Genomic DNA, 26162 nt, shown 5'->3' on the forward strand with positions numbered 1-26162 from the left:
TCGCTTCTTTAGGAAGTTGAGCTTCTCCCGAGGCACCAAGCCTCGGTGTTGAAGCTGCCCAACCACGATGCCGGGGACACTGAAAGATTACGCGCAAACCTCATGATGGTCTTGTAATCATGAGGAAGTGCGCTCAGCGCAGCCTCTTGCGACGGCGGGATCAGAATCTTCGCAGCGAAGTCATTCGCTTCCCTCTCTTCCGACTCATCGAGGTGTCGATTCTCTGACCACTCTAGGAAAAGACGATTCTCGTGTAGAACCAGATGTCCGGCCTCGTGGAAGAAAGTGAACCAGAAGCTGTCGTCACGCAGATACCGCGCACTGAGCTGAACGATGGCTTGACCATTTCTGATCCGTGTTGCGCCGCTTGCCGGGCAGCCTTTAGGGGTCCGAACAATGACAACCGCGACTCCACACTCGGCACACCTACGCTGAAGCTGAGGGATGAAATCAGCCGGCTTTTCGATCCTCGTCAGCCGCCTCAACTCCGGCAAGATTCGCTCGAAGTTAATGCGGGACCATTGCGCGGTGCTGATCCGGCTCGCGAGTCGCTCACCCTGCCGAAGCCAAGCAGCGGCAGAAGCCCCTTGTCTCGCGAAGACCGGCGACGTCCTATACGCCGTCAGGCCGGCGTGTTGAGAAAGCCATCTATCTCGCCACTCATCGACGCTCGATACCCCGAAAAAGGCGAAAGCCATGTCGAGTTTGTCCGCACCCGTGCTAGCGGCGTCTAACCAGCCGAACTTTGCCATGTCGGCTAGCGGAAGGCTGGACACCCACGCACGGGCATCGTCGTAAATCGTCTGTAACGAATGGCGGTACTGCGCCTCCCGCGCAAGCCAGAAGCGTGAGGTAGCCCCGACAAAGATTGCAAGCCTTTCAGCTCTCGCTTTAGTAATTGGTAAGTCCCCATCGAGCACCCGAGCGAGCTCGCTCTCAGCAACCCCGAGGGCGTTAGCAACTATCGCTTGTGTAATCCCCGTCCGTTGAGCGAGCTCTCGAATGGTCTCTCCCGGAGGAGACGCCCATGCTGGACAGAATTCAGCGGTGACGCTCACTTGCTTCCCCGATGTGGACTACTTTGAGCCTCGTAACTTGAGCCCAATCAATCGTTCCACCACTCATTGGCGCGCTTTGTTGATTCACATTGCATAAGAGACTAAGTCCTTCGCTCAACTGGAACCGTAGCATTGTGTGTTCCTGCGCGCAATTGTCGATTTCGAGCCCTGTCAGCAGTAAATGAGTTGTCCGGTTCGTAGCAAGTAATCTGTCCGGTTTATGGAGGAGCGATGCAACACGCCCCCATGAGCCGGGCCCGCTACATGCAGGAGAACCGGAAGATGAGATTCACAGAAGCCTTGGAAGGCTGGACACAAGGGCGACTGACCCAGGCCGAAGCGGCCTTGCTGCTGGGGCAGTGCGAACGCAGCTTTCGCCGTCACATTGAACGCTACCAAGCCGACGGCCTGGACGGGCTGTTGGACAAGCGACTCAGCCAGATCTCCAAACGCCGTGCCAGCGCAGCGGAGGTGGACCACGTGGTGGCACTCTACAAAAGTGGGTTTGCCGGCTGGAACGTGGCGCACTTTCACACCAAGTACAAAGCCGAGTGTGGCGGTGCACGCAGCTACAGCTGGCTCAAGAGCGTGCTGCAGGGCGCTGGGGTGGTCAAGGCCTCCAAACGACGGGGCACCCACCGCATCAAGCGCGAACGAGCCCCGCTGGCGGGCATGCTCATGCACCAGGACGCCAGCACCCACCGCTGGGTGCCCGCCCACGTCTGGGACCTGGTGGTGACCCTGGATGACGCCACCGGCGAGCACACCAGCATGTTCTTCTGTCACCAGGAGGGCACAGCGTCGAGCTTTCACGGCATCGGCCAGACGATCGCACGCTATGGCCTCTTTGCCAGCCTGTACACCGACCGGGGCAGTCACTACTTCACCACGCCCGAGGCAGGCGGCAAGGTTGACAAGGCGCACCTGACTGAGGTCGGGCGCGCGCTCAAGCAACTTGGTATCGAGCACATTGCGGCCTACTCGCCCGAGGCGCGTGGCAGAAGCGAGCGGGCGTTCCAGACCCATCAGGGGCGTCTGCCGCAGGAGTTGGCCCGTGCCGGGATCACCGATATGGACAACGCCAACCGCTACCTGGAGGAGGTCTACCGAGCCAGCCACAACGCCGAATTTGGTGTGTCCAGCACGTTGCCGGGCACGGCCTATGTGCCCTTCATCAGCGGCAGCCTGCCCGACATCTTGTGTGAGCAACACGAGCGCACCGTGGGCAATGACAACTGCGTGGCGTTTGCAGGTCTGAGTCTGCAGATTGCGGCCGATGAGTTCCGCTACCACTACGTGCGCACCCGGGTGCGCGTGCACCGCTATGTGGACGCCACGCTGGCGATCTTTCATGGCCCTCGCAGGCTGGCAAGCTTCGATGCCCAAGGCAAACCAACGCGGGACAAGGAGGTGCAGCGGCTGGCCGCATGAGCTCGCCTTGACCCATCGCGTGCTGGCAGCCAAGCCGCTTCGGGCTGCGCCCTTCGCAGCTTGGCTGCCAGCACCATCACATCAAGTCAAAGCGGACAATCTACTTGCTGCCAAACCGGACAGTTCTATTTACTGCTGACATTGTCGATTTCGAGCCCCATATCAAACAGTTCTGCGACAGTTTCAACTGCGTTCATGTCTGCCAGCACTCGGCGCAGCGCTTTACTTCCTAGCTCACCAAGCTCCCGCTTCGCCCTCGCCGGACTTTCACAGGTGGCGCGCAGTTCCCTCGTCTGAAAGGCAATCTCAAGCGGCATAGAGCCAGAATTGTCAGCGAAAGACCGAGGGGCGTCTCAATTCCTACCTGGATGAGCATAAGTTTGTCAGCTTGCGACAATTACTGTCAATTTCCGAGAACCGCATGGCTGCAACCAGCCTGTGGTTCACGTTGACTTAAGGGCCGGCAAAACTCCGGCTGCGCAGCAAACACCAGCACAACCCATCAGACGCAGTGACTCACGACGCGTCACAACGTGCCATCCTCGCCGACGGGTAAAGTGATGGGTAGAAAGAAAAAACGGGCCGCGAAGGCCCGTTTTCCTTTGTCGATTGGCGGAGTGGACGGGACTCGAACCCGCGACCCCCGGCGTGACAGGCCGGTATTCTAACCGACTGAACTACCACTCCGCGTCGGCAGCTGCGTTGTGCTCTTGCGAGCCAAGTGCAGCCAAACTTGGCGACCCTACGGGGATTCGAACCCCGGTACCCACCGTGAAAGGGTGGTGTCCTAGGCCTCTAGACGATAGGGTCAAAACCTAGAATCTTCTTCGACAACCTTGGTGGAGGTAAGCGGGATCGAACCGCTGACCTCTTGCATGCCATGCAAGCGCTCTCCCAGCTGAGCTATACCCCCGTTCGAGTTTCCCCGTGTGGGTGTCGAGCCTTGCATTATATGCTGGAAATCAAACGTTCTGCAAGCGTGACAAAACTATTTCGCGCCGGTGCAACGCCAGCATGGCGTCGACCGAGGGGTCTGCGGCGTGCCCATGACCAGCACGCGCACCGGCATGGCCAGTTGCGGCATCTTCAGGCCGTGCTCGGCCAGCGTGTCCTTGATGGCGGCGGTGATGGCAGGTGTGGTCCAGTCGGCGGCGGCCAGCCTGTCGCGCAGTGCCGCGACGGCCGGCTTCACGGCGTCGGTGACGTGCTTGGCCAGGTCGTCGGCGCTGGGCGTGACGTCCGCGTAATAAGCCTGCGCCCAGTCGGCCAGGGCCACAGTGGTGTCGCAGCGGTCCTTGAACAAACCGCAGATGGCGGGCAGGCGCTCGTCGGCGGCGATGCCGCGCTTCTGCAGCTGCTCGGCAACCAGCGGCGCCAGCGCATCGTCGTCCATGGCCTTCAGGTGCTGGGCGTTGACCCAGCGCAGCTTGGCCTCGTCGAACTGGGCGGCGCTGCGGCCGAGGTGATCGAGGTCGAACCACTCCAGGAACTGCACGCGGCTGAAGATCTCGTCGTCGCCGTGGCTCCAGCCCAGGCGCGCCAGGTAGTTGACCATGGCGTCGGGCAGGTAGCCCTCGTCGCGGTATTGCGTGACAGGCTTGGCGCCGTTGCGCTTGCTCATCTTCTCGCCCCGCTCGTTCAGCACGGTGGGCAGGTGCGCGTACACCGGCGGCTCGTGGCCGAGGGCGCGGAAGATGTTGATCTGGCGCGGCGTGTTGTTCACGTGGTCGTCGCCGCGGATCACGTGGGTGATCTTCATGTCGATGTCGTCGACCACGACGCAGAAGTTGTAGGTGGGCGTGCCATCGGGCCGGGCGATGACCAGATCGTCCAGCTCGTCGTTGCTGATCTCGATGCGGCCCTTGACCTTGTCGTCCCACGCCACCACGCCGCCCTGCGGGTTGCGAAAGCGCAGCACGGGCTGCACGCCTTCGGGCACGGGCGGCAGCTGCTTGTCGCGCTCGGGGCGCCAGGTGCCGTCATAGCGCGGTTTCTGCCTGGCGGCCATCTGGCGCTCGCGCAGGGCGTCGAGTTCTTCCACGCTCATGTAGCAGGGGTAGACGTAGCCGGCGGCCTGCATCTGGGCCAGCACTTCCTTGTAGCGGTTCATGCGCTGCATCTGGTAATACGGCCCCTCGTCGTGGTCAAGGCCGAGCCAGGCCATGCCTTCGATGATCACGTCGACCGCGGCCTGCGTGGAGCGCTCCAGGTCGGTGTCTTCGATGCGCAGAATGAAGTCGCCGCCCTGCGCGCGGGCGAAGGCCCACGGATACAGCGCCGAGCGGATGTTGCCCAGGTGGATGAAGCCGGTGGGCGATGGGGCGAAGCGGGTACGCACGCGCGGCGCGGAAACAGGTTTATCGGTCATTTCGGCATTCAGCGCTTGTGCAGCAAGCGCAAGCAGCTATCAATTCAATAGTTATCGCAATCATCCAGGCCACGCGCCAGGTCGGCCTGGATGTCGGCCGGGTGCTCGAGCCCCACGGCCAGGCGGATCAGCCCTGCACCACGCCGGCGGCCTGGCGCTGCGCCTCGGTCAGGCGGCCGTGCGAGGTGCTGGCAGGGTGGCAGATGAGCGTCTTCACGTCGCCCAGGTTGGTGGCCAGGCTGCACACGCGCGCCGAGTCGAGCACGTGGAAGGCGCGGGCGCGCTGCTGCTCGGGCGATGCACCCTTGACGCTGAACGCGATCACCGCGCCGCCCACGCCGCCCTGCTGGGCCATGGCCAGCGCGTGCTGCGGGTGCGACGGCAGGCCGGGGTAGAACACGCGGTCGACGGCGGGGTGCGATTCAAGCCACTGCGCAATCTGCAGCGCGTTGGCGCTTTGCGCGCGCACGCGCACGGCCAGCGTCTCCAGCCCCTTGTGCACCACCCAGGCGTTGAACGGCGCCAGCACCTGACCGGTGGTGCGGATCAGCGGCGCGAACACCTCGTCGATCAGCTTCTGCGAGGCACACAGCGCGCCGGCCATCACGCGGCCCTGGCCGTCGAGGAACTTGGTGCCCGAGTGGATGACCACATCAGCCCCCAGCGCCAGCGGCTTTTGCAGCACCGGCGTGGCAAAGCAGTTGTCCACCGCCAGCAGCGCGCCGGCGTCGTGCGCCAGCGCGGCCAGCGCAGCGATGTCGCACACCTCGGTCAGCGGGTTGGTAGGCGTTTCGGCGAACAGCAGTTTCGTATTCGGCTTGAGCGCCGCGCGCCATTCGGCCACGTCGGTCTGCGAGACAAAGGTGGTCTCGACGCCGAACTTGGCGAATTCGCTGCCGAACAGCTTCATGGTGCTGCCGAAGACCGAGCGCGAGCAGACCACGTGGTCGCCGGCCTTCAGCAGGCCCATGCCCATCAGCAGGATGGCGGACATGCCGCTGGCCGTGCCGATGGCCGCCTCGGCGCCTTCCAGCGCGGCCAGGCGGCGCTCGAACGCGGTCACGCTGGGGTTGCTGGTGCGGCTGTAGGTGTAGCCGTCTTCCTCGTTGGCGAAGCGGCGCGCCGAGGTGGCGGCATCGGGCTGCACGAAGCAGCTGGTGAGGTACAGCGCCTCGGAGTTCTCGCCGTACGGGCTGGCGTCGATGCCCACGCGCACGGCCAGCGTGTCGGGGTGCAGGCCTTCAGGCAGGGGTTTGTCAGGGTTCATCGGTAACTCTTGTTTTTGTAGCTGCTTGCGCCTGTCATCAGGTCATTTCAGATGGATTCATATCTGAAATCGTTTTATAGCAAGCGCAGCCAGCTCCTCAATCAATAGCATCAGGTTTCGGTGGAATTGGGCAGTGCCAGCCGCGAGGTGTCCATGTCGTCATCGCCCGTCTTCACGCGCTGCTGGTTCATGCGGTCGATGTCGCCGTCGGTGATGTCGCCGGTGACGTACACGCCGTCGAAGCACGAAGCGTCGAAGCCCTTCACCGCCGGGTTCAGCTCGCCCACGGCGCGCTTCATGGCATCGACGTCCTGGTAGATCAGCGCGTCGGCGCCGATGATCTGGCGCACTTCCTCGATGGTGCGGCCGTTGGCCACCAGCTCTTCCTTGGTCGGCATGTCTATGCCGTACACATTGGGGTAGCGCACCGGCGGCGCGGCGCTGGCCATGTAGACCTTGCGCGCGCCGGCCTCGCGCGCCATCTGCACGATCTCCTTGCTGGTGGTGCCGCGCACGATGGAATCATCGACCAGCAGCACGTTGCGCCCGGCGAATTCGCTGGTGATGGCGTTCAGCTTCTGGCGTACCGATTTCTTGCGCACGCCCTGCCCCGGCATGATGAAGGTGCGGCCCACGTAGCGGTTCTTCACGAAGCCTTCGCGGTAAGGCTTGCCGATCAGCTGCGCCAGCTCGGTGGCGCTGGGGCGGCTGGATTCGGGGATCGGGATCACCACGTCGATCTCGCTCGGCGGCACGGCGGAGACCACGCGCTGCGCCAGCGTCTTGCCCAGGTTCAGGCGCGCCTGGTAGACCGAGATGCCGTCGAGCACCGAATCGGGCCGCGCCAGGTACACGTATTCGAAGATGCACGGCGACAGCTGCGTCTTGGCGGCGCACTGGCGCGTGTGCATGGTGCCGTCCAGCGTGACGTATATCGCTTCGCCGGGCGCCACATCGCGCTCGGGCGTGAAGCCCGTGCCTTCCAGCGCCACGCTTTCGCTGGCCAGCATCACCGTGCCGTCCGGCCCGCGCCCCATGCAGAGCGGGCGGATGCCGTACGGATCGCGGAAGGCCAGCATGCCGCGCCCGGCGATGTGGGCGATGACGGCGTAGGAGCCGCGGATGCGCCGGTGCACGGCCGCCACGGCGGCAAACACCTCGTCCGGCCCCAGCGCATTGCCGCGCGTGGCGCCCTCCAGTTCGTGCGCCAGCACGTTCAGCAGCACCTCCGAGTCGCTCTCGGTGTTGATGTGGCGGTGGTCGGTGGTGAACAGCTCGGTCTTCAGCGCGGCGGCGTTGGTCAGGTTGCCGTTGTGCACCAGCACGATGCCGAACGGCGCGTTGACGTAGAAGGGCTGCGCCTCTTCCTCGCTGTTGGCGTCGCCCGCCGTGGGGTAGCGCACCTGGCCCAGGCCGCTGTTACCGGGCAGCGCGCGCATGTTGCGGGTGCGGAACACGTCGCGCACCATGCCCTTGGCCTTGTGCATGAAGAACTTGCGGTCCTGCTGCGTGACGATGCCGGCCGCGTCCTGCCCGCGGTGCTGCAGCAGCAGCAGCGCGTCGTAGATCAGCTGGTTGACGGGTGCGTTGCTGACAACGCCGACGATGCCGCACATGGTTTGCGATCCTGAAAGTGTGTGAAAGGCGAAACCCGTATTGTCACGCCGAGAGGTATTTGCCGAAGCCCGCGGGCAGCCAGGGTGCAGTTGCGCCAGGGCCGTTTCCAGCCACGGTGCGCTGAGCGACTGGCGCCACCAGGGCTCGTCGCGCAGCGGCGTCATCAGCACCAGCGCGGCCAGCACCAGCAGCATCAGCACGCCGCGCAGCACGCCGAACAGGGCACCGAAGAAGCGGTCCACCGGCCGCATGCCGATGGCCTTGGCCGCCCGGCGCGCCAGCGTGGCCAGCGCGCCGCACAGGAAGGCGGTGGCGATGAACACCAGGGCGAAGCCGGCGGCGTAGCGCAGCGGCTCGGACGATTCACCCATGGGCAGCCAGCCGCCCACCACCGGCGCGGCCCAGCGCGCCGCCAGGAAGGCGATCACCCAGCCGGCCAGCGCCAGCACTTCATACAGCAGGCCGCGCCACAGGCCCAGCAGCAGCGATGCCACCACCACGAACAGCGCCAGCCAGTCGATGGCGGACAGGGTCATGTCAGAGCGCCAGCACGGCGCCCGCCAGGCCGGCCTTCTTCAGCGTGGCGGCGGCCTTGTCGGCCTCCTCACGGCTGCCGAAGGGGCCGACGCGCACGCGGGTGCGCTTGCCATCCTTGGTGTTGACCACCTGGGTGTAGGTGCGCACACCGGCGCGCTCGGCCTTCTGGCGCGCTTCGCGCACCGCCGCGTCGTCGGCAAAGGCGCCCACCTGCACGATGAAGCGCCCGCCCTGGGTTGCCGCCGCGGCCGGCTGCGCGGCGGCGGGGCTGCGGCCTTCCAGCAGGGCACGGGCACGGGCGGCTTCTTCACGCTTGGCGCGCTGCTCGGCCTCGCGCTTGGCGCGGGCCTCTTGCTGCTCCTTGGCGCGCGCGTCCTGCTCGCGCCTGGCCTGCGCCTGCGCCCTGGCCTGCTCCTCGTCGCGGCGTGCCTGGGCGGCCTTGGCGCGCTCCTCGTCGCGCTGGGCCCGGGCCTCTTCCTCACGCCTGCCGCGGGCTTCGGCCTGCGCCTGGGCGCGGGCAGCTTCGTCGGCCTTGGCCTTGGCGGCGGCATCGGCCTTGGCAAGGGCTTCGGCGGCGGTGTCGGGCTTGGTGTCGGGCTTGGGGTCGCGCGCCGCTGCGGGCGGCTGGCTGCGCGCGGGCGGCGCCAACGGGGCCGCGGCCGGCTTGCTGTCGCGCGCGGCAGGGCCGGACGTGACCACTTCCTCGCGCTCGTCCAGGCTGGCGTCGGCCGACACCGGCTCGGGAATGGTGAGCGGCGCCACCTGGTCCTTGTCGGGGATGGTAATGGGCGCGTTCACGGCCACCGGGCGCGGCTGGGTGTCGAACAGCAGCGGAAAGCCGATGATGGCCAGCAGCACCAGCACGGCGGCGCCCACCAGGCGGTGCCGCGCGCGGCGGCGCATGCTGTCGATGCTGTCCTGGGGGCCGGCCGCGGCCGGTTCCTTGCCCCGGCCGCGGCCGCGTCCGGTGGGTTCGGGCTGGGGCTGGCCGCGCTGGCGGAACTTGAAAAATGCCATAAATCCTGCGTCAGCCGACCGCGTCAGAGCCGGGCTGGCCGGCGTGCAAGCGGGGAACGCCGTGCTCCAGCACGCCGCCGACGGTGTAGAACGATCCGAAGACGACGATTCTATCTGTGGCCTGCGCCTGCGCCTCGGCGGCGCGCAGGGCCGCCATGGGGTTGTCGAACACGGCGCTGGCGGCGTCCTTGCGCTGCGTCAGCGCCTGCCAGGCGGCCTGCAGCGCGGCGCCGCTGGCGGCGCGGGGCGTGGGCAGGTCGGTGAAGTACCAGCGATCGATGAGCGGATCCATGCGCGCCAGCATGGGCGCCAGGTCCTTGTCGGCCATGGCGCCGAACACGGCATGCGTGGTGGGGTAGAAGCCCATGGCGTCCAGGTTCAGCGCCAGCGCGGCGGCCGAATGGGGTTGTGCGCCACGTCCAGCACCAGCGCGGGCTGGCCGGGCACCACCTGAAAGCGCCCCGGCAGCTCGACCAGCGCCAGCCCGTTGCGCACCGCCTGCGCCGTCACCGGCAGGCGCGGGCGCATGGCCTCCAGCGCGGCCAGCACGCCCGCCGCGTTGATCAGTTGGTTGGCGCCGCGCAGCGCCGGGTAGGCCAGCCCGGCGTAGCGCCGGCCGCGCCCGGCCCAGGCCCACTGCTGCTGGTCGCCGCTGTAGTTGTAGTCGCGCCCCAGCAGCCACAAGTCGGCGTCGATCTCGCGCGCGCGGTCCAGCACGCTTTGCGGCGGCACCGGGTCGCTGACGATCGCCGGGCGGCAGGTGCGCAGGATGCCGGCCTTCTCCAGCCCGATCTGCTCGCGCGTGTGGCCCAGCAGTTCGGTGTGGTCGACATCGATGCTGGTGATGATGGCGCAGTCGGTGTCAATGATGTTCACCGCGTCGAGCCGGCCGCCCAGGCCGACCTCGAGCACCACCGCGTCCAGCCCCGCACGCGCCAGCACGTGCAGGATGGCGAGCGTGGTGAACTCGAAGTACGTGAGGGAAATATCGCCCCTGGCGCTCTCCACCACGGCGAAGGATGCTACTAATTCAGAAGCATCCGCCGACTCGCCGCGGATGCGGCAGCGCTCCTCGAAGCGCACCAGGTGCGGCGAGGTGTAGACGCCGGTGCGAAAACCGGCCTCCAGCAGGATCGCCTCCAGCATGGCGCAGGTGGAGCCCTTGCCGTTGGTGCCGGCCACGGTGAACACCGGGCAGTCGAAGCCCAGCCGCATGCGCTGGGCCACCGTGCGCACGCGCTCCAGGCCGAGTTCGATGGTTTGGGGTGCAGGCGCTCGCAGTGGGCGAGCCAGTCGTCGAGGGTTTTCATTGCGTCATGGATTGTCACCGAGCGGCCCGCGCCGCGTGGCATGATGCCGCGCCATGGCCAGCATCACCCTGTACGGCATCCCCCACTGCGACACCGTGAAGAAGGCGCGCGCCTGGCTGGCCGAGCGCGGCGCCGAGGTGCGCTTTCACGACTTCAAGAAGCAGGGCGTGCCCGCCGACCACCTGGCGCGCTGGATCGACGCCGTGGGCTGGCAGAAGGTGCTGAACCGCCAGGGCACCACCTGGCGCAAGCTCGACCCGGCCGCGCAGGCCGCCGTGCAGGACGGCGCCAGCGCCGCCGCCCTGCTGGCGCGCGAAGCCAGCGCCATCAAGCGCCCAGTGGTCGAGTGGGCCGATGGCGCCGTCACCGTGGGCTTTGCGGCCGACGACTGGGCGCGCCGCCTGGGCTGAGCCCCATGGACGAGCTGCCGCGGCTGCTGATCGCCGGCCACCCCTGGACCTTCTGGCTCGGCTGGACCTGGACCCTCTCCAGCGTCGTCCTCACCACCTGGATCATCCTGCAGCGCAAATCGCCCGTGTCCACGCTGGCGTGGATCATGGTGCTGAACCTGATGCCGGTGGTCGGGCTGGTGGTGTACGCCTACTTCGGCCCGCAGCGCATCAAGCGCCAGCGCCTCAAGCGCTGGCACAAGAAGGCCGCGCTGATGTCGAAGGAAGACCTGAGCGCGCTGCGCGCCGAGCACACGCATGCGCCGCTGTGGGCGCAGCAGCACGCGCAGCTGATCGACGCCGCCTGCGGCCTGCCGATGTCGAGCGCGCAAAGCGTCGACATCCTGCCCAGCGGCGGCGCCACGCTGGAGGCGCTGCTGCACGCCATCGACGGCGCGCGCGGCCACATCCACCTCGAGTACTACATCTTCGAGCCCGACGAAACCGGCACCCGCCTGCTGCGCGCGCTGGCTGCCAAGGCGCGCCAGGGCGTGAAGGTGCGCCTGCTGGTCGATGCCATCGGCTCGCCCAAGCTGCTGTCGCGCCGGCACCGCGCGCGGCTGAATGAATACCGCGACGCCGGCGGCGAGTTCGCCGTGTTCCACCCCACGCGGCTGGACCGCCTGCGCCCGCTGGTCAACCTGCGCACGCACCGCAAGATCGTGGTGGTGGACGGGCGCACCGGCTTCGTCGGCGGCATCAACGTCAACGACGACGGCAACGAGCAGGTGCGCCCCGACCGCGCCTACCGCGACACGCATTTGCTGATCCGCGGCGGCGCGGTGCGCTGGCTGCAGTACGTGTTCCTCAAGGACTGGCACTACGCCGAAGGCCCGCCGCCCGCGCCCGACGAAGACCTGCTGCCCGCCCAGGCGCCCGGCCTGGTGCCGGTGCAGATCGTCACCTCGGGTCCTGATTCAGACATGGAGGCCATCCACCGCGCCATGATCGACGCGCTGAACCTGGCGCGCGAGCGCGTGTGGCTGGCCACGCCCTACTTCGTGCCCACCGAATCGGCGCTGACGGCGCTGACCAACGCGGCGCTGCGCGGCGTGCAGGTCAAGCTGATCGTGCCGGAGATGAGCGATTCGCGCATCGTCACCGCCGCCGCGCGCTCGTACTTCAAGGAGTTGCAGGACGCTGGCGTGCTGGTGTTCGAATACCGCGGCCGCATGTTCCACGCCAAGACGCTGCTGGTGGACCAGCTGTACGGCATGGTCGGCAGCGCCAACTTCGACAACCGCAGCTTCCGGCTCAACTTCGAGGTGATGGCGGTGGTGATCGAGCGCGACTTCAACCAGCGACTGGCCGCCATGTTCGACGACGACCTGTCGCAATGCAAGCTGGTGCCGGCAGGCCGCCAGTCGCCGCCGCACCAGCGGCTGTTCGAGGCGGTGGCGCGGCTGGGTTCGCCCTTGCTGTAGGGTGGAACCGCGCCAGCGATTCCGCCGCAGGGTCATGACCGATACGCAGATGGCGGAATCTCCTGCGGAGGTTCCGCCCTACTGAACTGAATGCCGGTGGGGGACGTCTTAAATTTTTGGATGTCAAAAAATGGCTCCAGTGCCCGATTAACAGGCGCAAGCAGCTATTTTTACATACCGCATATTGGCGCCAAATGGCTATCGCCTGTTTGGCCTTCCGCGGGCCGTGGCCCACCAGGCCAGACCGTGCTGAAAGCCACCCCGGCGCCGCCGCCGCGCCACGCGCTGCCTACAATCGTTTCGATCAATCAAGGAGACACCCATGGACGCCGCCGCCAGCCCCTCGCGCTGCTGAAAGACCCCACCCTGCTGAAGACCGACGGCCTGATCGACGGCCAATGGGTCAAGGGCAAGGCACGCTTCGACGTCATCGACCCGGCCACCGGCTCAAAATTAGCCGACGTGGCCGACCTGGGGCCGAAGGAAACCAAAGCCGCCATCACCGCCGCCAACGCCGCCTGGCCCGCCTGGCGCGCCCTCACCGCCAAGCAGCGCCACGCCATCCTGATGAAGTGGTTCCAGCTGCTGATGGCCAACCAGGACGACCTGGGCCGCATCATGACGGCCGAGCAGGGCAAGCCCCTGCCCGAGGCCAAGGGCGAAGTGGCCTACGGCGCCAGCTTCGTCGAGTGGTTTGCCGAAGAGGCCAAACGCGCCCATGGCGAAACCCTGCAGACCTCCGACCCCACCAAGCGCCTGGCCGTGCTGCGCCAGCCGATCGGCGTGTGCGCCGCCATCACGCCGTGGAACTTCCCGCTGGCCATGATCACGCGCAAGGTGGCCCCGGCGCTGGCCGCCGGCTGCCCGGTGGTCATCAAGCCGGCCGAGCTGACGCCGCTGACCGCGCTGGCCGCGGCCGAACTGGCGGTGCGCGCGGGCGTGCCGGCGGGCGTGATCAACGTCATCATCGGCACCGACGCGCCGGCCATCGGCAAGGTGCTGTGCGATAGCGACACGGTGCGCCACCTGTCCTTCACCGGCAGCACCGAGGTCGGCCGCATCCTGATGGCGCAGTGCGCGCCCACGGTGAAGAAGTTGGCGCTGGAACTGGGCGGCAACGCACCCTTCATCGTCTTCGACGATGCCGACATCGACGCCGCCGTCGAAGGCGCCATCGCCAGCAAGTACCGCAACGCCGGCCAGACTTGCGTGTGCGCCAACCGCCTGTACGCGCAGGACGGCGTCTACGACAAGTTCGTCAAGAAGCTGGCCGCCAAGGTGGCGAAGATGAAGGTCGGCAACGGTTTCGACGAAGGCGTGACCATCGGCCCGCTGATCGAGGACGCGGCCGTGAAGAAAGTGGGCAAGCACGTGGCCGACGCCGTCAAGAAAGGCGGCAAGGTGCTGACCGGCGGCGAGAAGCTGAAGGGCCAGTTCTTCCAGCCCACCGTGATTGCCAACGCCACGGCCGACATGCTGGTGGCGACCGAAGAAACCTTCGGCCCGCTGGCGCCGGTGTTCCGCTTCAAGACCGAGCAGGAAGCCATCGACGCCGCCAACGCCACCATCTTCGGCCTGGCCAGCTACTTCTACGCCCGCGACATCGGCCGCATCACGCGCGTGAGCGAGGCGCTGGAATACGGCATCGTCGGCATCAACACCGGCATCATCTCGGTCGAGCAGGCGCCCTTCGGCGGCGTCAAGCAGTCCGGGCTGGGCCGCGAGGGCTCCAGCCACGGCCTGGACGAATACCTGGAGATGAAGTACCTGTGCATCGGCGACATCCACAAGTGACGCGGCACACGCGCCGCTGGGCCGCCTGCGGCCTGCTGGCGCTGGCCGCGCCCTGGGCGCAGGCCGCGCTGTGGCTCGACGACGCCGGCCACCCGCGCGCCGCCGCGCGCGAAGCCGTGCAATGGCTGACCAGCGCCGAGCAGCAAGGCCTGCGCCCCGCCGACTACGACGCGCAGCAGCTCGTCCGCGCTGGCCGAGGCCGAGCGCCACGCCCTGCCGCCCGGCGCCGCCACGCAGCTGGACGAGCGCCTGACGCGCCACGTGCTCGACTACCTGGGCGACCTGCGCCATGGCCGGGCCGACCCGGCGCGCGTGCAGGCGCGCTACGACAGCGCCACCGCCCCCGCGCCCGACCTGGCCGCCAGCCTGCGCGACGCCCTGGCGCGCGGCCAGGTGCACGACGCCCAGCGCGCCGCCCTGCCCCCTGGCCGCAGTACGCCGAGTTGCAGCAGGCGCTGGCGCACTACCGCGGCTTGGGTGACCACCCCGCCTGGCAAGCCCGGCTGCCCGCCCTGCCCGGCGGCAAGCTGCAGCCCGGCCAGCGCTGGGCCGGCCTGCCCGTGCTGGCGGAACGCCTGCAGGCGCTGAGCGATCTGCCCGCCGGCAGCGCGGTAGCCGACACCTACGACGCGACACTGCAGGACGCCGTGCGCGCCTTCCAGCGCCGCCATGCGCTGGCCGACGACGGCGTGGTCGGCAAGGCCACGCTCGACGCGCTGGCCGTGCCGCCCGCCGCGCGCGCGCGCCAGATCGCCCTGGCCATGGAGCGCCTGCGCCTGACGCCGCTGCCCGAGGCGCTGCGCTTCGTCAGCGTCAACGTGCCCGAGTTCATGCTGCGCGCGCAGCGCCACGAGGCCGGCAGCGTGCGCGAAGACCTGAAGATGCGCGTCATCGTCGGCAAGGCGCTCGACACACGCACGCCGCTGTTCGACGAGGACATGCTGTGGATCGAGTTCAGCCCGTACTGGAACATCCCCGCCTCCATCGCCCGCAAGGAGACGGTGCCCAAGATCCGCGCCAACCCCGGCTACCTGGCCTCGCAGGGCATGGAGTTCGTCGGCGCGGGCGGCGTGTCGACGGCCGTCACGCCCGAGAACCTGGCCGCCGTGCTGGCCGGCCAGCAGCGCATCCGCCAGCGGCCGGGGCCGAAGAACGCGCTGGGCGACATCAAGTTCATGCTGCCCAACAACCAGAACATCTACCTGCACCACACGCCGTCCACGGGTCTCTTCAACCGCACGCGGCGCGACTTCAGCCACGGCTGCGTGCGCATCGAGGAGCCGGTGGCGCTGGCCCTGTGGGTGCTGCACGGCCAGCCCGAATGGACCGAGGAGCGCATTCGCCAGTCCATGGGCCTGCCGCGCCCGGTCATCGCCCGCCTGGCCGAGCCCGTGCCCGTGCTGCTGACCTACCAGACCGCCGTGGTCGACGACGGCTTGCTGCGCTTCGTGCCCGACCTGTACGGGCAGGACGCGCTGCTGGAGCAGGCGCTGAAGCAGCCGCGCCCGCAGCGCTTGGCCTCGGTCAAAACAACGCCCACCGCGCCGCCCCCGTTACACACTCGCGCTGGCGCTGCGGAGTCGATAGCGGCAGAATAACCCGCTGTCCGGCGCGCCCCGCGCCCTGTCAATCGGTTTGCCCTTCATGAACAGTCCCCATCGCCGCCAGTTTCTCGGCCGCAGCCTGGGCGTGGCCCAGGTGGCCGTGGCCAGCGTGCTGCTGCCCGGTGCCGCCCGCGCCTTCGCGCCCGCCACCTCCGCCGACGCGCGCCGCCTGTCGTTCAACCACCTGCACACGCGCGAGCGCACGGCGCTGGTCTACGCCGTCGGCAGCGACTTCCTGCCGCCCGCGCTGACGCACCTGAACCACTTCCTGCGCGACCACTACACCGGCGAAGTCGGCCAGATGGACCCCGAGCTTTACAACGTGCTGCACCGCGTGCGCCGCGAGCTGGGCACCGACCTGCCGTTCCACGTCATCTCCGGCTACCGCAGCCCGGCCACCAACGAAACCCTGCGCACCACGCGCGGCGGCGGCGTGGCCCGGCGCAGCCTGCACATGGACGGCAAGGCCATCGACGTGCGCCTGCCCGGCGTGGCCCTGGCCGACCTGCGCGACGCCGCCATCGCCCTGAAGGCCGGCGGCGTGGGCTTCTACCCGCGCGAGGACTTCGTGCACATCGACACGGGGCGCGTGCGCAGCTGGGGTTGAGCCGCTTGACCGGCTGCGGTCAATACGTCAATTCAACCTAGAAACGGCAGTTGGATGCGCCCGAGCGTGCCGTGATGGGCGCGTCAGGCAAGGCGTGAGGACGCGGCAGGCCCGTGCCTGCGAGGACGAGCAACGCCGCATGGCGCGACCAGCGCGGTGCGATCGGGTGCATAGCGCGCTCACCCAACAGGTGAACGCGACCGAAGCCGTGAAAGTCAGCATTCATGCGGGTTGCCCAAGGATAGCGAGCGGTCAACTGCCGTTTCTAGGTTCAAGGGAGTATGTGTCTTTGGCGCCCGTCAGACGGGCGCTGGCGGTGACCCTATGGGGAGTATCCAACTCCCCATGCCTGTGGGAGCGGGCTTGCCCGCGATGACCACCTGCAGCTTCATCACCGCCCCTGCGCGCACCAGCCCGCTCGCCCACCCGGGCCGAACCGGCTGATCCAACGAAGTCGGCACGCAGCCGATCCGCGCCGCGCCGCCGCACCCACTTCGCTTCCGCGGCCCTTCAAACCCGCGTCACCCGCCCATCCGCACTCAGGAACGCTGCCTGCACCTCGGCGCCCGGGTACAGCCGCGCCACCGCCGCGCGGTACTGCGCCAGCTGCGCCTGCAGCAGCGGGTCGTCCTCGGGCCGCGTGGCGCTCTTGTAATCCAGCACCCACCACGCCTCGCCGCCGTGCGGCCCGGCGCGGCGGCGCACCAGGCGGTCGATGCGCAGGCGCTGGCCCTGGTGCGTCAGTTCCACTTCGTCGAAGGCCTCCAGCACCTCGTCGGCGCGCCAGGCCCAGGCGGCTTCGCCGGTGTGGATGGCACGGGCCAGTGCCTCGGCGCGCGCGGCCTGCGCGTTGGTGACGGCAAAGCGGCGCACGGCCTGCGCCACGCGCTCGGCGTGCCAGCCGGTGGGGGTGTCGGCCGCGTGCTCCAGCAGCCAGTGCATGGCTTCGCCGAGGCGCGAGGCGTCGGTGGGCGCCGCGGGATCGGCTTCGATCACTATGCTTTCAGGAGCTGCTTGCGCTGATCCAGCAAGCGCTGAAGGCAGATTCAGCATGAAGAACGTGGTGGCAGCTTGCGCCGTCCCAGCCAGCGGCGCAGGTGCCGGTTCGATCGGCTCGGCCAGCGGCGCCAGGCGCTGCCACCAGCTGGACGCCGGCTGGCGGTAGGGTGTGACGCCGGACAGCACCAGCCGGTGGCGGGCGCGGGTCATGGCCACGTAGAGCGCGTTCAGCTCCTCGCGCGCGCGGGCGTCGGCCTCCTGCTGGGCCAGGTCGTGCAGGCTGGGCGGGGCCGCCTTGTCGCTGGTGAGGAAGGCCAGGCGCGTGGGCACGCGGGCTTGGCCGGGCCAGTCGATCAGCACCGCCGGGCCGTTGGCGCGGCCTTCGGGCGCGGCGGCGCTGTGCAGCAGCAGCACGGTGTCGGCCTCCAGCCCCTTGGCGCCGTGCACGGTGAGCAGGCGCACGGCGTTCTGCACCGCCGGGCGCGGCGCGGCCAGCGACTGGCGGCGCAGCGCGCGCAGCCACTGGTAGGCCGTCAGAAAGCGCCCGCCCTGCACCTGCAGCGCGGCGGCCAGCAGCGCGCGCAGATCGGCCAGCGTGGCGGCGCGCTCGGGCGGCGGCGCGGCGGCGGCAAAGCGGGCCAGGGCATCGCGGTGGTCGAAGATGGCCTGCAGCGCGTCGTGCGGAGGCAGGCTGAGCAGCCAAGCCTGGTACAGCATCAAATCGGCGTGCAGCGCTTGTGCATCCTGCGCGAGCAGCTCTGTTTTTGGTAGTGCGTCGAGCCAGGACGGGCGGGCAGAGCGCGCAGGTTGCGCTGCTGGCCCCTCACCCCCACCCTCTCCCCAGAGGGGCGAGGGAGGTTCCTCGCGTGCGGCACGCACGGTGAGGGCAATGCGCACCAGATCCTCGTCCGACAGGTTGAACAGCGGCGAGCGCAGCGCGTGTGCCAGCGACAGGTCGTGCCCCGGCGACACCAGCGCGTCGACCAGCGCCAGCACGTCGCGCACGGCGGGCAGCTGGCCCAGCACGCGGTCTTCGGGCTGCTCGCAGGCGATGCCCAGCGCCCGCAGTTCTTCGTGCAGCACGCTGAGCGGCGCGCGCTTGCGCGCCAGCACCATCAGCTCGCGCGCTGGCGTGCCGCTGGCCATTTGCGCCGCCAGCCAGTGCGCGGCCTGCTGGGCCTCCCGCGTCATCAGGGTCTCTTCCGGCAGTTCACGCGGCTCGGTCAGACTGTCGCGCCAGGCAGGCAGGTCGCCGCTGTCCTGCACTTTCTCGGGCCGCTCGATCAGCGGCAGGGCGGCCAGCCCACCCGTGGCGGCGGGCGATTCGGTGGTGTGCGGGCGAAAACCGGCGTAGTCGCCCACGGTCTGCGCCTGGCCCATCACGGCGTTGACGGCGGCCAGCACGGCGGGGGCGTTGCGGCGCGTGTGGTCGCAGGCCAGCAGGTCGCCGCCCAGCCCCTCGGTGATGAACTGCTGCGCGGCGATGAACACCTGCGGCTCGGCGCGGCGGAAGCGGTAGATGCTCTGCTTGGGATCGCCGACGATGAACACGCTGGGCCCCTCGCCACCGCCGCCCGCCCCGGCATAGCTTTGCAGCCAGGCGTGCAGCGCCTGCCATTGCAGCGGGTTGGTGTCCTGGAACTCGTCGATCAGCAGGTGGCGCACGCGCGCATCCAGCCTCTGCTGCACCCAGCCGGAAAGCACGTCGTCGCTCAGCAGCGTGAGCGCGGCGCGCTCGATGTCGCCCATGTCGATCCAGCCGCGCTCTTGTTTCAGGAGCGAAAACTCATGGATCAGCGGGCGCGCGAGGCGCGTGAGGCGCTGGTGGTAGACGCGCGCCTGGTGCTGCTTCTGCGCCGCCAGCAGACGCTGCAATTCGGCTTCTGCCTCTTGCGCGGCCTCGAACTTCTCCAGGTGCTTGGTCAGGCGATCCTCCGACGCCACGAAGCAGGCCTTGCGCAGCGCGGCCAAGCATTCGCCAGCATCGGCGAGCGCCAGCGCGTCGATGATGGCGGCGGCAGCCTTCTGCGGCGTCTTGGCCGATTCGGCGCCCAGCGCGCGGGCGCGCGCCTGCCAGCGGGCGATGGCGGCCTCGGCCAGCAACGCGTCGCAGGGCTGGTCGAAGCCGGCGAATTCGGCGTACACCTTGCCAGCCGGCGCCACGGCCTCCTCCACGTGCCCGGCGTCGTCGGCCAGCGTGAATTCGACCCGCTTGTCGAGCGCCGAGGCCAGCGCCTCGTGCGCGCGGGTGCGGCCGAGTTGCGCCACCAGCGCGGCGTAGTCGGCGCGCAGCCCGGCATCGGCCGCCACGCGCGGCAGCCAGCGGCGCCACAGCTCGGCGACGGCGTCGGTGGTGTCTTCCAGCAGTTCGTAGCTGGCCGGCAGGCCCAGGTCGGCCAGCGCCTGCAGCGGCGCGCTGCGCAACAGCGCGGCGAACCAGCTGTGGAAGGTGCGGATCTGCACCGGGCGGCCGTGGGCCAGCACGGATTGATATAGATTTTGTAGCTGCTCGCGCTGGTTGGAAGCCACCTGCGGCTCGATTCCTCTTGAAACCAGTTCGGCATGCAGACGCTGCTGCCATTGCGCCGGTGTTTCGTCGCCGCGCGGGCGCGCGAAGTCGGCCAGCAATTCCTGCAGCCGCTGGCGCATCTCGCCCGCCGCCTTCTTGGTGAAGGTGATGGCCAGGATCTCCTGCGGCTCGGCGCCGTCCAGCAGCGCGCGCAGGATGCGCGACACCAGCATCCAGGTCTTGCCCGCGCCGGCGCAGGCCTCCACCGCCACGTGGCGGCGCGGGTCGCAGGCGATGGCGTAGAAGGCGTCGCGCGAGCAGGGTGCCGTTGTGTTCGTAGGCGGGGGCGCTCATTGGACAGCCCCCGAAAACCGAACAGCCGGACGCAGAGGACGCAAAACTCGCAGAGGACGCAGAAGAAAGGCAATTTGGTTTTCGTTTTGCGTCCTCTGCGAAACCTTTGCGTCCTCTGCGTCCGGCTGTTGGGCTTGAAAGCGTCACTCATCACGGCTGGCTCCAGAAGTCCTTGCGGCACAGCCCGCGCGCCGCGCACCAGTCGCAGGCGCTGCCTTCGCCCAGCGCGGGCAGCGGCGCGCCGGCGGCCATGCGCGCCAGGTCGTGCTGGATGCCGTCGGCCAGCAGCGCGGCCAGGGCGGTGATGTCGGGGCTTTCGTGCAGCTTGGCGGGGTCGCGCTCGCCCACGTTCAGGTAGGCGGCGCGCGGCGTGTCGTGGCCGGTGAGCAGGGCGTAGAACGCCAGTTGCGTGTCCTCGGTGCCGGCCTTGAGGCGCGATTCGGTGCGCGTGGCCGATTCGGTCTTGTAGTCGATGACCAGCGGGCTGCCGTCGGGCTGACGGTCCAGGCGGTCCAGCCGGCCGTGCAGTTGCAGCGCGCCCAGCGCCAGCTCGTGGTTCACCTCAGCGGCCTCGAAGCGGGCACCGGTAGATTCATGCGCCTGCAGCCACTGCAGGTAGCCGTCGCGCAGCGCGGGCCAGGCGACGGAGAACGGCAGGAACTCGCCCTCCTCCAGCGTCAGCGCGTGCGCGGCCTCGGTGGCGGCGCGGTCCATCAGCGCCACGCGGTCGGCCTCGGGGCGGCGCGCAGCGCGGTGTGGAAGGCGCTGAGCACGGCGTGCACCCAGGTGCCGAAGTCGCGCTTGTCCACGTCCACATCCAGCTCGCCGTCTTCCGCCAGGCCCAACTGGCGCAGCGCGAAGAAGCGGTAAGGGCAGCCGCGCAACTGTTCGTAGGCACTGGCGGACAGCCGCGTGACGGGCAGCGCGGCGCCACTGGGCGCGGGGCGGGCCACGGGCGTGGCCGCCACTTCGTGCGCCAAACGAGGGGCCATCCCTTGTGTGACAAGCGCGGGCAGCTCCTGAAATTGAAGCGCCTGCACCAGGGGCGAAGGCAGCAGCGCCTCGCCGCTGTCGTCGCCCTGGCGCCACAGCACGTCGACCTGCGGCACGGCCAGGGCCAGCTGCCAGGCGGCCTGCTGGGCCTGGCGCAGTTCCTCGCGGCTGGGCAGGCGCAGCAGCTCGCGCTGGGCGGCGCTCCAGGGGCCACTGGGTTCGGGCGCGGCGGGCAGGCGCTGCTCGTCGGCGCCGGGCAGCACCAGCGCGGCCAGCGGGCGGCCGAGCAGCTGGCTCATCGGCAGCACGATGACGTCGGGCGCGGGGGCGGCGGGCGGCTTGAACGACGCCGCCTCCAGCGTGGTGCGCACCCATTGCGTGAATTCGGCCAGGCGCAGGCGGCGCTCGGCGTGCGGGTGGGCCACGTCGACCAGATCGCCCGCATAGCCCAGCGCGCCCAGCACGGCCTGACCGGCGGCGTCCTGCGCCAGCGGCGCCCACAGGCCGCAGGCGCGCAGGGCGCCGTGCAGGCTGTCCTGCCAGCTGCCCAGGCTGCGCGTGCCCTGCAGGCTGGCGCGCACGGCTTCGACGGCGCCGACGAATTCATCATCCGCCATCAGCACGGCGGCGCGCGGCCAGTCGCGCACGGCGTCGCGGCGCAGGCGGCGCTCCAGCGCAACGAGTTCAGGGCCGGCGAAGGCCGGGCTGAGTTTGAGCCAGTCGAGCACGGCATCGGACGAGGCGCGCGGCGCGCCGGCGGCCAGCAGCGCCACCACGCCGGCGGCGGCGTGGGTGGTGGAGAGCTTCCACCCCGTTTCGTCGCGCATCCGCACACCACGCGTGGCCAGCAGCGCGCTGATGCGGCGCGTGAGCACGCGGTCGCCCGCCACCAGGCCCACCGGCGCGCGGCCTTCGTGCAGGTGCCGCAGCACGCAGGCGGCGGCGCGCTCGGCCTCGTCCTCGGCGTCCATGCAGGCGTGCAGGGCGATCTGGCCGGGCGGTGGCGGCTCGGGCCAGGGCAGGTGCACGGTCTTCTCGAAATAGTGTTCGGCCAGCGACAGCACCAGCGGGTCGGGCTGCAGGCCGGGGGCGATGAGCAGCGCGTCCAGCGCGGCGCCCACGCGCGGGCCGAACAGCACGTCGCTGGCGTAGTCCGAGGTGCCGGCCCAGGCCACGGCCAGGCGCGCCAGGGCGGCGTCGAGTTTGAGCGGGCCGTCGCCGGCCGATGGCATGGCGCCCTGCGCCAGCGCCATCCAGTCGGGGCGCATGGCGGCGGGCACGCTGGCGGCCAGGCGCGCCAGCTGGGTGGCCTGCTCGACCAGCGGGCCGGCCAGCGCGGCGCGCTGTTGGCGCAGGCCCGCGCCTTCGAGCAGCGAGGCGGCGGTGAGCAGGTCGCGCCCCGGGTCGAAGCTCACATCGTTCGGCCCTGGCGCGAAGTCGGCGCAGCGCGTGGCCCAGTTGTGCGTGGTCTCGAAGCGCGGCGCAAAGCCGTCCGGGAACTTCGCCGCCCACAGGCGCGCCGCCACGGGCAGCAGCTGGGCGTAGGGCAGCAGCACCACGCTGCGCGCCGGGTGCGCGCCCAGCGCGCGCAACTGGGCGTCGACCTGCGCCAGCAGCGCATCCCAGGCCGCCAGCACGGGCTGGCCAGCCGCGGCAGGATCGATTTCAGCTGTCACGGTCATAGCGTCGGGCGGTGCGAGGGGGCACAAACGGTCTTGGGGTTTCTGTCAAAATGGTCCTCACTGTATCTGGTCGATTCGACCGCAACTCCCAAGGAATTCCTCATGGCCAACGATTTGATCAAACATGTGAACGACAGCTCTTTCGAAGCCGATGTGCTGCAGTCCGACAAGCCCGTGCTGGTCGACTTCTGGGCCGAGTGGTGCGGCCCCTGCAAGGCCATCGCACCCACGCTGGACGAGCTGGCCACCGCCTACGACGGCAAGCTGCAGATCGCCAAGATCAACGTCGACGAGAACCGCACCATCCCGGCCAAGTTCGGCATCCGCGGCATTCCCACGCTGATGGTGTTCAAGAACGGCCAGCTGGCCGCCACCAAGGTGGGCGCGCTGACCAAGGCGCAGCTGTCGCAGTTCATCGACCAGCAACTGGCCTGATGCCGCCGGCCGGCAGGCCGGACGCGCCCTGCCGGGGCGCGCTTTTTTTCCTGTCATAATCGTTTCTCGAAAGCTGGTGCTCAGGTAGGCGCCAGCCCGGCGCCTGAATCACAGCGCGCCCTGCCAGCCCCACTCTCGAGCTGGCCAACCTCCCCCGATCTTTCCTTTCAGATTTCCTGTCCACCCCGACCGGTCGATCCGCCGAAGGATCGCAGGTTCCTCGCAACCGCCGACCCCCATGCACCTGAACGAACTCAAAGCACTGCACGTTTCCGAATTGCTGAAGCAGGCCGAAACGCTCGAAATAGACAACGCGGGCCGCATGCGCAAGCAGGAGCTGATGTTCGCGATCATCAAGAAGCGCGCCAAGGCCGGCGAGCAGGTGTTCGCCGACGGCGTGCTGGAAATCCTGCCGGACGGCTTCGGCTTTCTGCGCAGCCCCGACACCAGCTTCACCGCCAGTACGGACGACATCTACATCAGCCCCAGCCAGGTGCGCCGCTTCAACCTGCACACCGGCGACATGATCGAGGGCGAGGTGCGCATCCCCAAGGATGGCGAGCGCTACTTCGCGCTGACCAAGCTGGACGCCGTCAACGGCGGCCCGCCGGAGCAGAACAAGCACAAGGTGATGTTCGAGAACCTCACCCCGCTGTTCCCGCGCGAGCAGATGAAGCTGGAGCGTGACGCGTTCAAGGGCGAGGAGAACATCACCGGCCGCGTGATCGACGTCATCGCCCCCATCGGCAAGGGCCAGCGCGCGCTGATCGTGGCGCCGCCCAAGAGCGGCAAGACGGTGATGATGCAGACCATCGCCCACGCCATCAGCGCCAACTACCCCGACAGCCACATGATGGTGCTGCTGGTCGACGAGCGGCCCGAAGAGGTGACCGACATGCAGCGCTCGGTCAAGGGCGAGGTGATCGCCTCCACTTTCGACGAACCGGCCGCGCGCCACGTGCACGTGGCCGAGATGGTGATCGAGCGCGCCAAGCGCCTGGTCGAGCTGAAGAAGGACGTGGTGATCCTGCTGGACTCCATCACCCGCCTGGCGCGTGCCTACAACAACGTCGTGCCCTCGTCGGGCAAGGTGCTGACCGGCGGCGTGGACGCCAACGCCCTGCACCGCCCCAAGCGCTTTCTGGGAGCGGCCCGCAATGTGGAGGAAGGCGGCAGCCTGACCATCATCGCCACCGCGCTGATCGACACCGGCAGCCGCATGGACGAGGTGATCTTCGAGGAGCTCAAGGGCACCGGCAACAGCGAGATCCACCTGGACCGCCGCCTGTACGAGAAGCGCGTGTTCCCCAGCATCCAGCTCAACCGCTCGGGCACCCGCCGCGAAGAACTGCTGCTGGCGCCCGAGGTGCTGCAGAAGACCCGCATCCTGCGCCAGTTCATGTACAACATGGACGAGATCGAGGCGATGGAAATGGTCATCAAGAGCATGAAGGCGACCAAGACCAACGTCGAATTCTTCGACATGATGCGCCGCGGCGGCTGACCCGCCCTGCCCCGACCTCAGGCGCATGCACGGCATGCGCTTTTGTTTGATAGCTGCTTGCGCCCGATATGCAAGCATTTCAGATACTTTTCAACCTGAAATCAAGCAACAGCAAGCGCAAGCAGCTACTAAAATTAAAGCAATCAAGGCGGCCACGGTACTGCGCTGCCCACTATAATGCTGGGTTTCGTGGAAAGTACGCCGGATGGGCCGGCGCGGCTGCCGCAACTGCACACAAGGATTCATCATGCGCGAAGGCATTCACCCCAACTACCGCGAAGTCTGCTTCGTGGACCTGTCCAACGGCTTCAAGTTCGTCACCCGTTCCTGCGTCAACACCAAGGAAACGGTGAAGATGGACGATGGCCGCGAGTTGCCGCTGTTCAAGCTCGACACCTCCAGCGAATCGCACCCCTTCTACACCGGCACGCAGAAGTCGGTCGACAACATGGGCGGCCGCGTCGAGAAGTTCCGCAACCGCTTCGGCAAGGTCGCGCGCTAAGCACGCCACAGGCGCCCTGCCCCCAGCCGGGCCCTGGCAGGAAAGCAGCACGGTTTCGTGCTGCTTTTTCGCGCTCCTCCGGCAGAATCGGCCGGTGATCCTCTTGCGCTCGCCTTGAACAAGCCCAGCCCCGCCATCGTCACCCAGGACGCCGTGCGCCGCCTGCCGCGCTGGGCGCTGCTGCTGCTGTGCGTGGCGTACATCGTGCCCGGCTACGTGGGCCGCGCGCCGTGGAAGAACGCCGACATCGCCAGCTTTGGCTACATGCTGTCGCTGCTGGACGCCGGCCACTGGCGCGAGTGGCTGCAGCCGTCGATGATGGGCATGGCCCCAGACACCGGTGCCCTGCTGCCCTACTGGCTCGGCGCCTGGGCCATGCAGTGGCTGGGGCCGCTGGGCATGGCGCCCGAACTGGCCGTGCGCGTGCCCTACGTGCTGATGCTGGCCGGCACCCTGGCGGCCACGTGGTACGCCGTGTTCCACCTGGCGCGCCACCCCAGCGCGCAGCCGGTGGCCTTTGCCTTCGGCGGCGAGCCGGCACCGCTGGACTACGCCCGCGCCCTGGCCGACGGCAGCCTGCTGGCGCTGATCGCCACGCTGGGGCTGGCGCAGTTCTCGCACGAGACAACGCCCGCGCTGGCGCAGCTGTTCTTCGGCACCCTGGTGTTCTACGGGCTGGCGGCGCTGCCCACGCGCACGAT

Annotated in this window: 15 protein-coding genes, 3 tRNA genes and 5 pseudogenes; 10 read left to right on the forward strand and 13 right to left on the reverse strand. The window is 68.6% G+C overall.

What is annotated here, in order from left to right; genetic code table 11:
* Positions 1–8: 8 nt before the first annotated feature.
* Complete coding sequence (locus H0I39_RS04695; protein ID WP_180549739.1) at positions 9–752, reverse strand: ImmA/IrrE family metallo-endopeptidase; 744 nt, start codon at positions 750–752, stop codon at positions 9–11.
* Positions 753–1289: 537 nt separating this feature from the next.
* Here H0I39_RS04695 and H0I39_RS04700 point away from each other — a divergent pair.
* On the forward strand, positions 1290–2489 hold the full coding sequence (locus H0I39_RS04700) for an ISNCY family transposase (RefSeq protein WP_257645624.1): 1200 nt from the start codon (positions 1290–1292) through the stop codon (positions 2487–2489).
* A gap of 125 nt (positions 2490–2614) precedes the next feature.
* Here H0I39_RS04700 and H0I39_RS04705 read toward each other — a convergent pair whose 3' ends face one another.
* From H0I39_RS04705 to folC, 10 genes and pseudogenes are all read right to left on the reverse strand, one after another.
* Positions 2615–2806 carry a hypothetical protein gene (locus tag H0I39_RS04705; protein ID WP_180549740.1) on the reverse strand — a complete coding sequence of 64 codons (192 nt, stop codon included), beginning with the start codon at positions 2804–2806 and terminating at the stop codon, positions 2615–2617.
* Between the two features lie 293 nt (positions 2807–3099).
* Positions 3100–3176, reverse strand: a tRNA-Asp gene (locus tag H0I39_RS04710).
* 47 nt (positions 3177–3223) lie between these two features.
* Positions 3224–3299, reverse strand: a tRNA-Glu gene (locus H0I39_RS04715).
* A 27-nt stretch (positions 3300–3326) separates the two neighbouring features.
* Positions 3327–3402: transfer RNA gene (locus H0I39_RS04720), tRNA-Ala, on the reverse strand.
* A gap of 49 nt (positions 3403–3451) precedes the next feature.
* A pseudogene (gene gltX / locus H0I39_RS04725) lies at positions 3452–4857 on the reverse strand (glutamate--tRNA ligase).
* Positions 4858–4901: 44 nt separating this feature from the next.
* Positions 4902–6124 (reverse strand): annotated as a pseudogene (locus H0I39_RS04730) (O-succinylhomoserine sulfhydrylase).
* Positions 6125–6234: 110 nt separating this feature from the next.
* Positions 6235–7740 carry an amidophosphoribosyltransferase gene (gene purF, locus H0I39_RS04735; protein ID WP_257645990.1) on the reverse strand — a complete coding sequence of 502 codons (1506 nt, stop codon included), beginning with the start codon at positions 7738–7740 and terminating at the stop codon, positions 6235–6237.
* Between the two features lie 114 nt (positions 7741–7854).
* Positions 7855–8277, reverse strand: a pseudogene (locus tag H0I39_RS21625) (CvpA family protein); the annotation flags it as partial.
* 1 nt (position 8278) lies between these two features.
* Positions 8279–9295 carry an SPOR domain-containing protein gene (locus H0I39_RS04740; protein ID WP_180549742.1) on the reverse strand — a complete coding sequence of 339 codons (1017 nt, stop codon included), beginning with the start codon at positions 9293–9295 and terminating at the stop codon, positions 8279–8281.
* Positions 9296–9305: 10 nt separating this feature from the next.
* Positions 9306–10605, reverse strand: a pseudogene (gene folC / locus H0I39_RS04745) (bifunctional tetrahydrofolate synthase/dihydrofolate synthase).
* Positions 10606–10658: 53 nt separating this feature from the next.
* Here folC and H0I39_RS04750 point away from each other — a divergent pair.
* The 6 genes from H0I39_RS04750 to mepK all read left to right on the forward strand — a co-directional run bounded on the left by H0I39_RS04750 (position 10659) and on the right by mepK (position 16483).
* Positions 10659–11015 carry an arsenate reductase gene (locus H0I39_RS04750; RefSeq protein ID WP_180549743.1) on the forward strand — a complete coding sequence of 119 codons (357 nt, stop codon included), beginning with the start codon at positions 10659–10661 and terminating at the stop codon, positions 11013–11015.
* Between the two features lie 5 nt (positions 11016–11020).
* Positions 11021–12478, forward strand: coding sequence for a cardiolipin synthase (gene cls / locus H0I39_RS04755; protein WP_180549744.1), 1458 nt, complete (start codon positions 11021–11023; stop codon positions 12476–12478).
* Between the two features lie 303 nt (positions 12479–12781).
* A complete protein-coding gene (locus H0I39_RS04760; protein ID WP_308645907.1) occupies positions 12782–14272 on the forward strand; it encodes an NAD-dependent succinate-semialdehyde dehydrogenase in 1491 nt (496 codons plus the stop codon).
* Between the two features lie 249 nt (positions 14273–14521).
* Positions 14522–14860: a L,D-transpeptidase scaffold domain-containing protein gene (locus H0I39_RS21630; RefSeq protein WP_257645991.1), complete on the forward strand. Its 339-nt coding sequence runs from the start codon at positions 14522–14524 to the stop codon at positions 14858–14860.
* A complete protein-coding gene (locus tag H0I39_RS04765; protein ID WP_308645908.1) occupies positions 14833–15870 on the forward strand; it encodes a L,D-transpeptidase family protein in 1038 nt (345 codons plus the stop codon). Before H0I39_RS21630 ends, H0I39_RS04765 begins: the two co-directional genes overlap by 28 nt.
* Before the next feature lie 46 nt (positions 15871–15916).
* Positions 15917–16483, forward strand: coding sequence for a peptidoglycan L,D-endopeptidase MepK (mepK, locus tag H0I39_RS04770; RefSeq protein WP_180549745.1), 567 nt, complete (start codon positions 15917–15919; stop codon positions 16481–16483).
* A 510-nt stretch (positions 16484–16993) separates the two neighbouring features.
* On the opposite strand, the gene H0I39_RS23700 is transcribed toward mepK, so the two are convergent.
* Together H0I39_RS23700 and H0I39_RS04780 are read right to left on the reverse strand one after the other, a co-directional pair.
* Complete coding sequence (locus H0I39_RS23700; RefSeq protein WP_308645771.1) at positions 16994–20263, reverse strand: UvrD-helicase domain-containing protein; 3270 nt, start codon at positions 20261–20263, stop codon at positions 16994–16996.
* A gap of 232 nt (positions 20264–20495) precedes the next feature.
* Positions 20496–23020: pseudogene (locus H0I39_RS04780) on the reverse strand (PD-(D/E)XK nuclease family protein).
* Between the two features lie 102 nt (positions 23021–23122).
* On the opposite strand from H0I39_RS04780, the gene trxA reads away from it, so the two are divergent.
* The 3 genes from trxA to H0I39_RS04795 all read left to right on the forward strand — a co-directional run bounded on the left by trxA (position 23123) and on the right by H0I39_RS04795 (position 25461).
* A complete protein-coding gene (trxA, locus tag H0I39_RS04785; protein ID WP_180549746.1) occupies positions 23123–23455 on the forward strand; it encodes a thioredoxin TrxA in 333 nt (110 codons plus the stop codon).
* 238 nt (positions 23456–23693) lie between these two features.
* The gene (gene rho, locus H0I39_RS04790; protein WP_180549747.1) at positions 23694–24959 is read left to right on the forward strand and encodes a transcription termination factor Rho; all 1266 of its coding nucleotides are present in this window, start codon (positions 23694–23696) and stop codon (positions 24957–24959) included.
* Between the two features lie 247 nt (positions 24960–25206).
* Entirely contained in the window at positions 25207–25461 is a 255-nt protein-coding gene (locus H0I39_RS04795) for a type B 50S ribosomal protein L31 (protein WP_180549748.1), read from the forward strand.
* The last annotated feature ends 701 nt before the right edge of the window (positions 25462–26162 follow it).

Origin of the sequence: Ottowia beijingensis, assembly GCF_013423955.1 — a bacterium.
GTDB classification, from domain to species: domain Bacteria; phylum Pseudomonadota; class Gammaproteobacteria; order Burkholderiales; family Burkholderiaceae_C; genus Ottowia; species Ottowia beijingensis.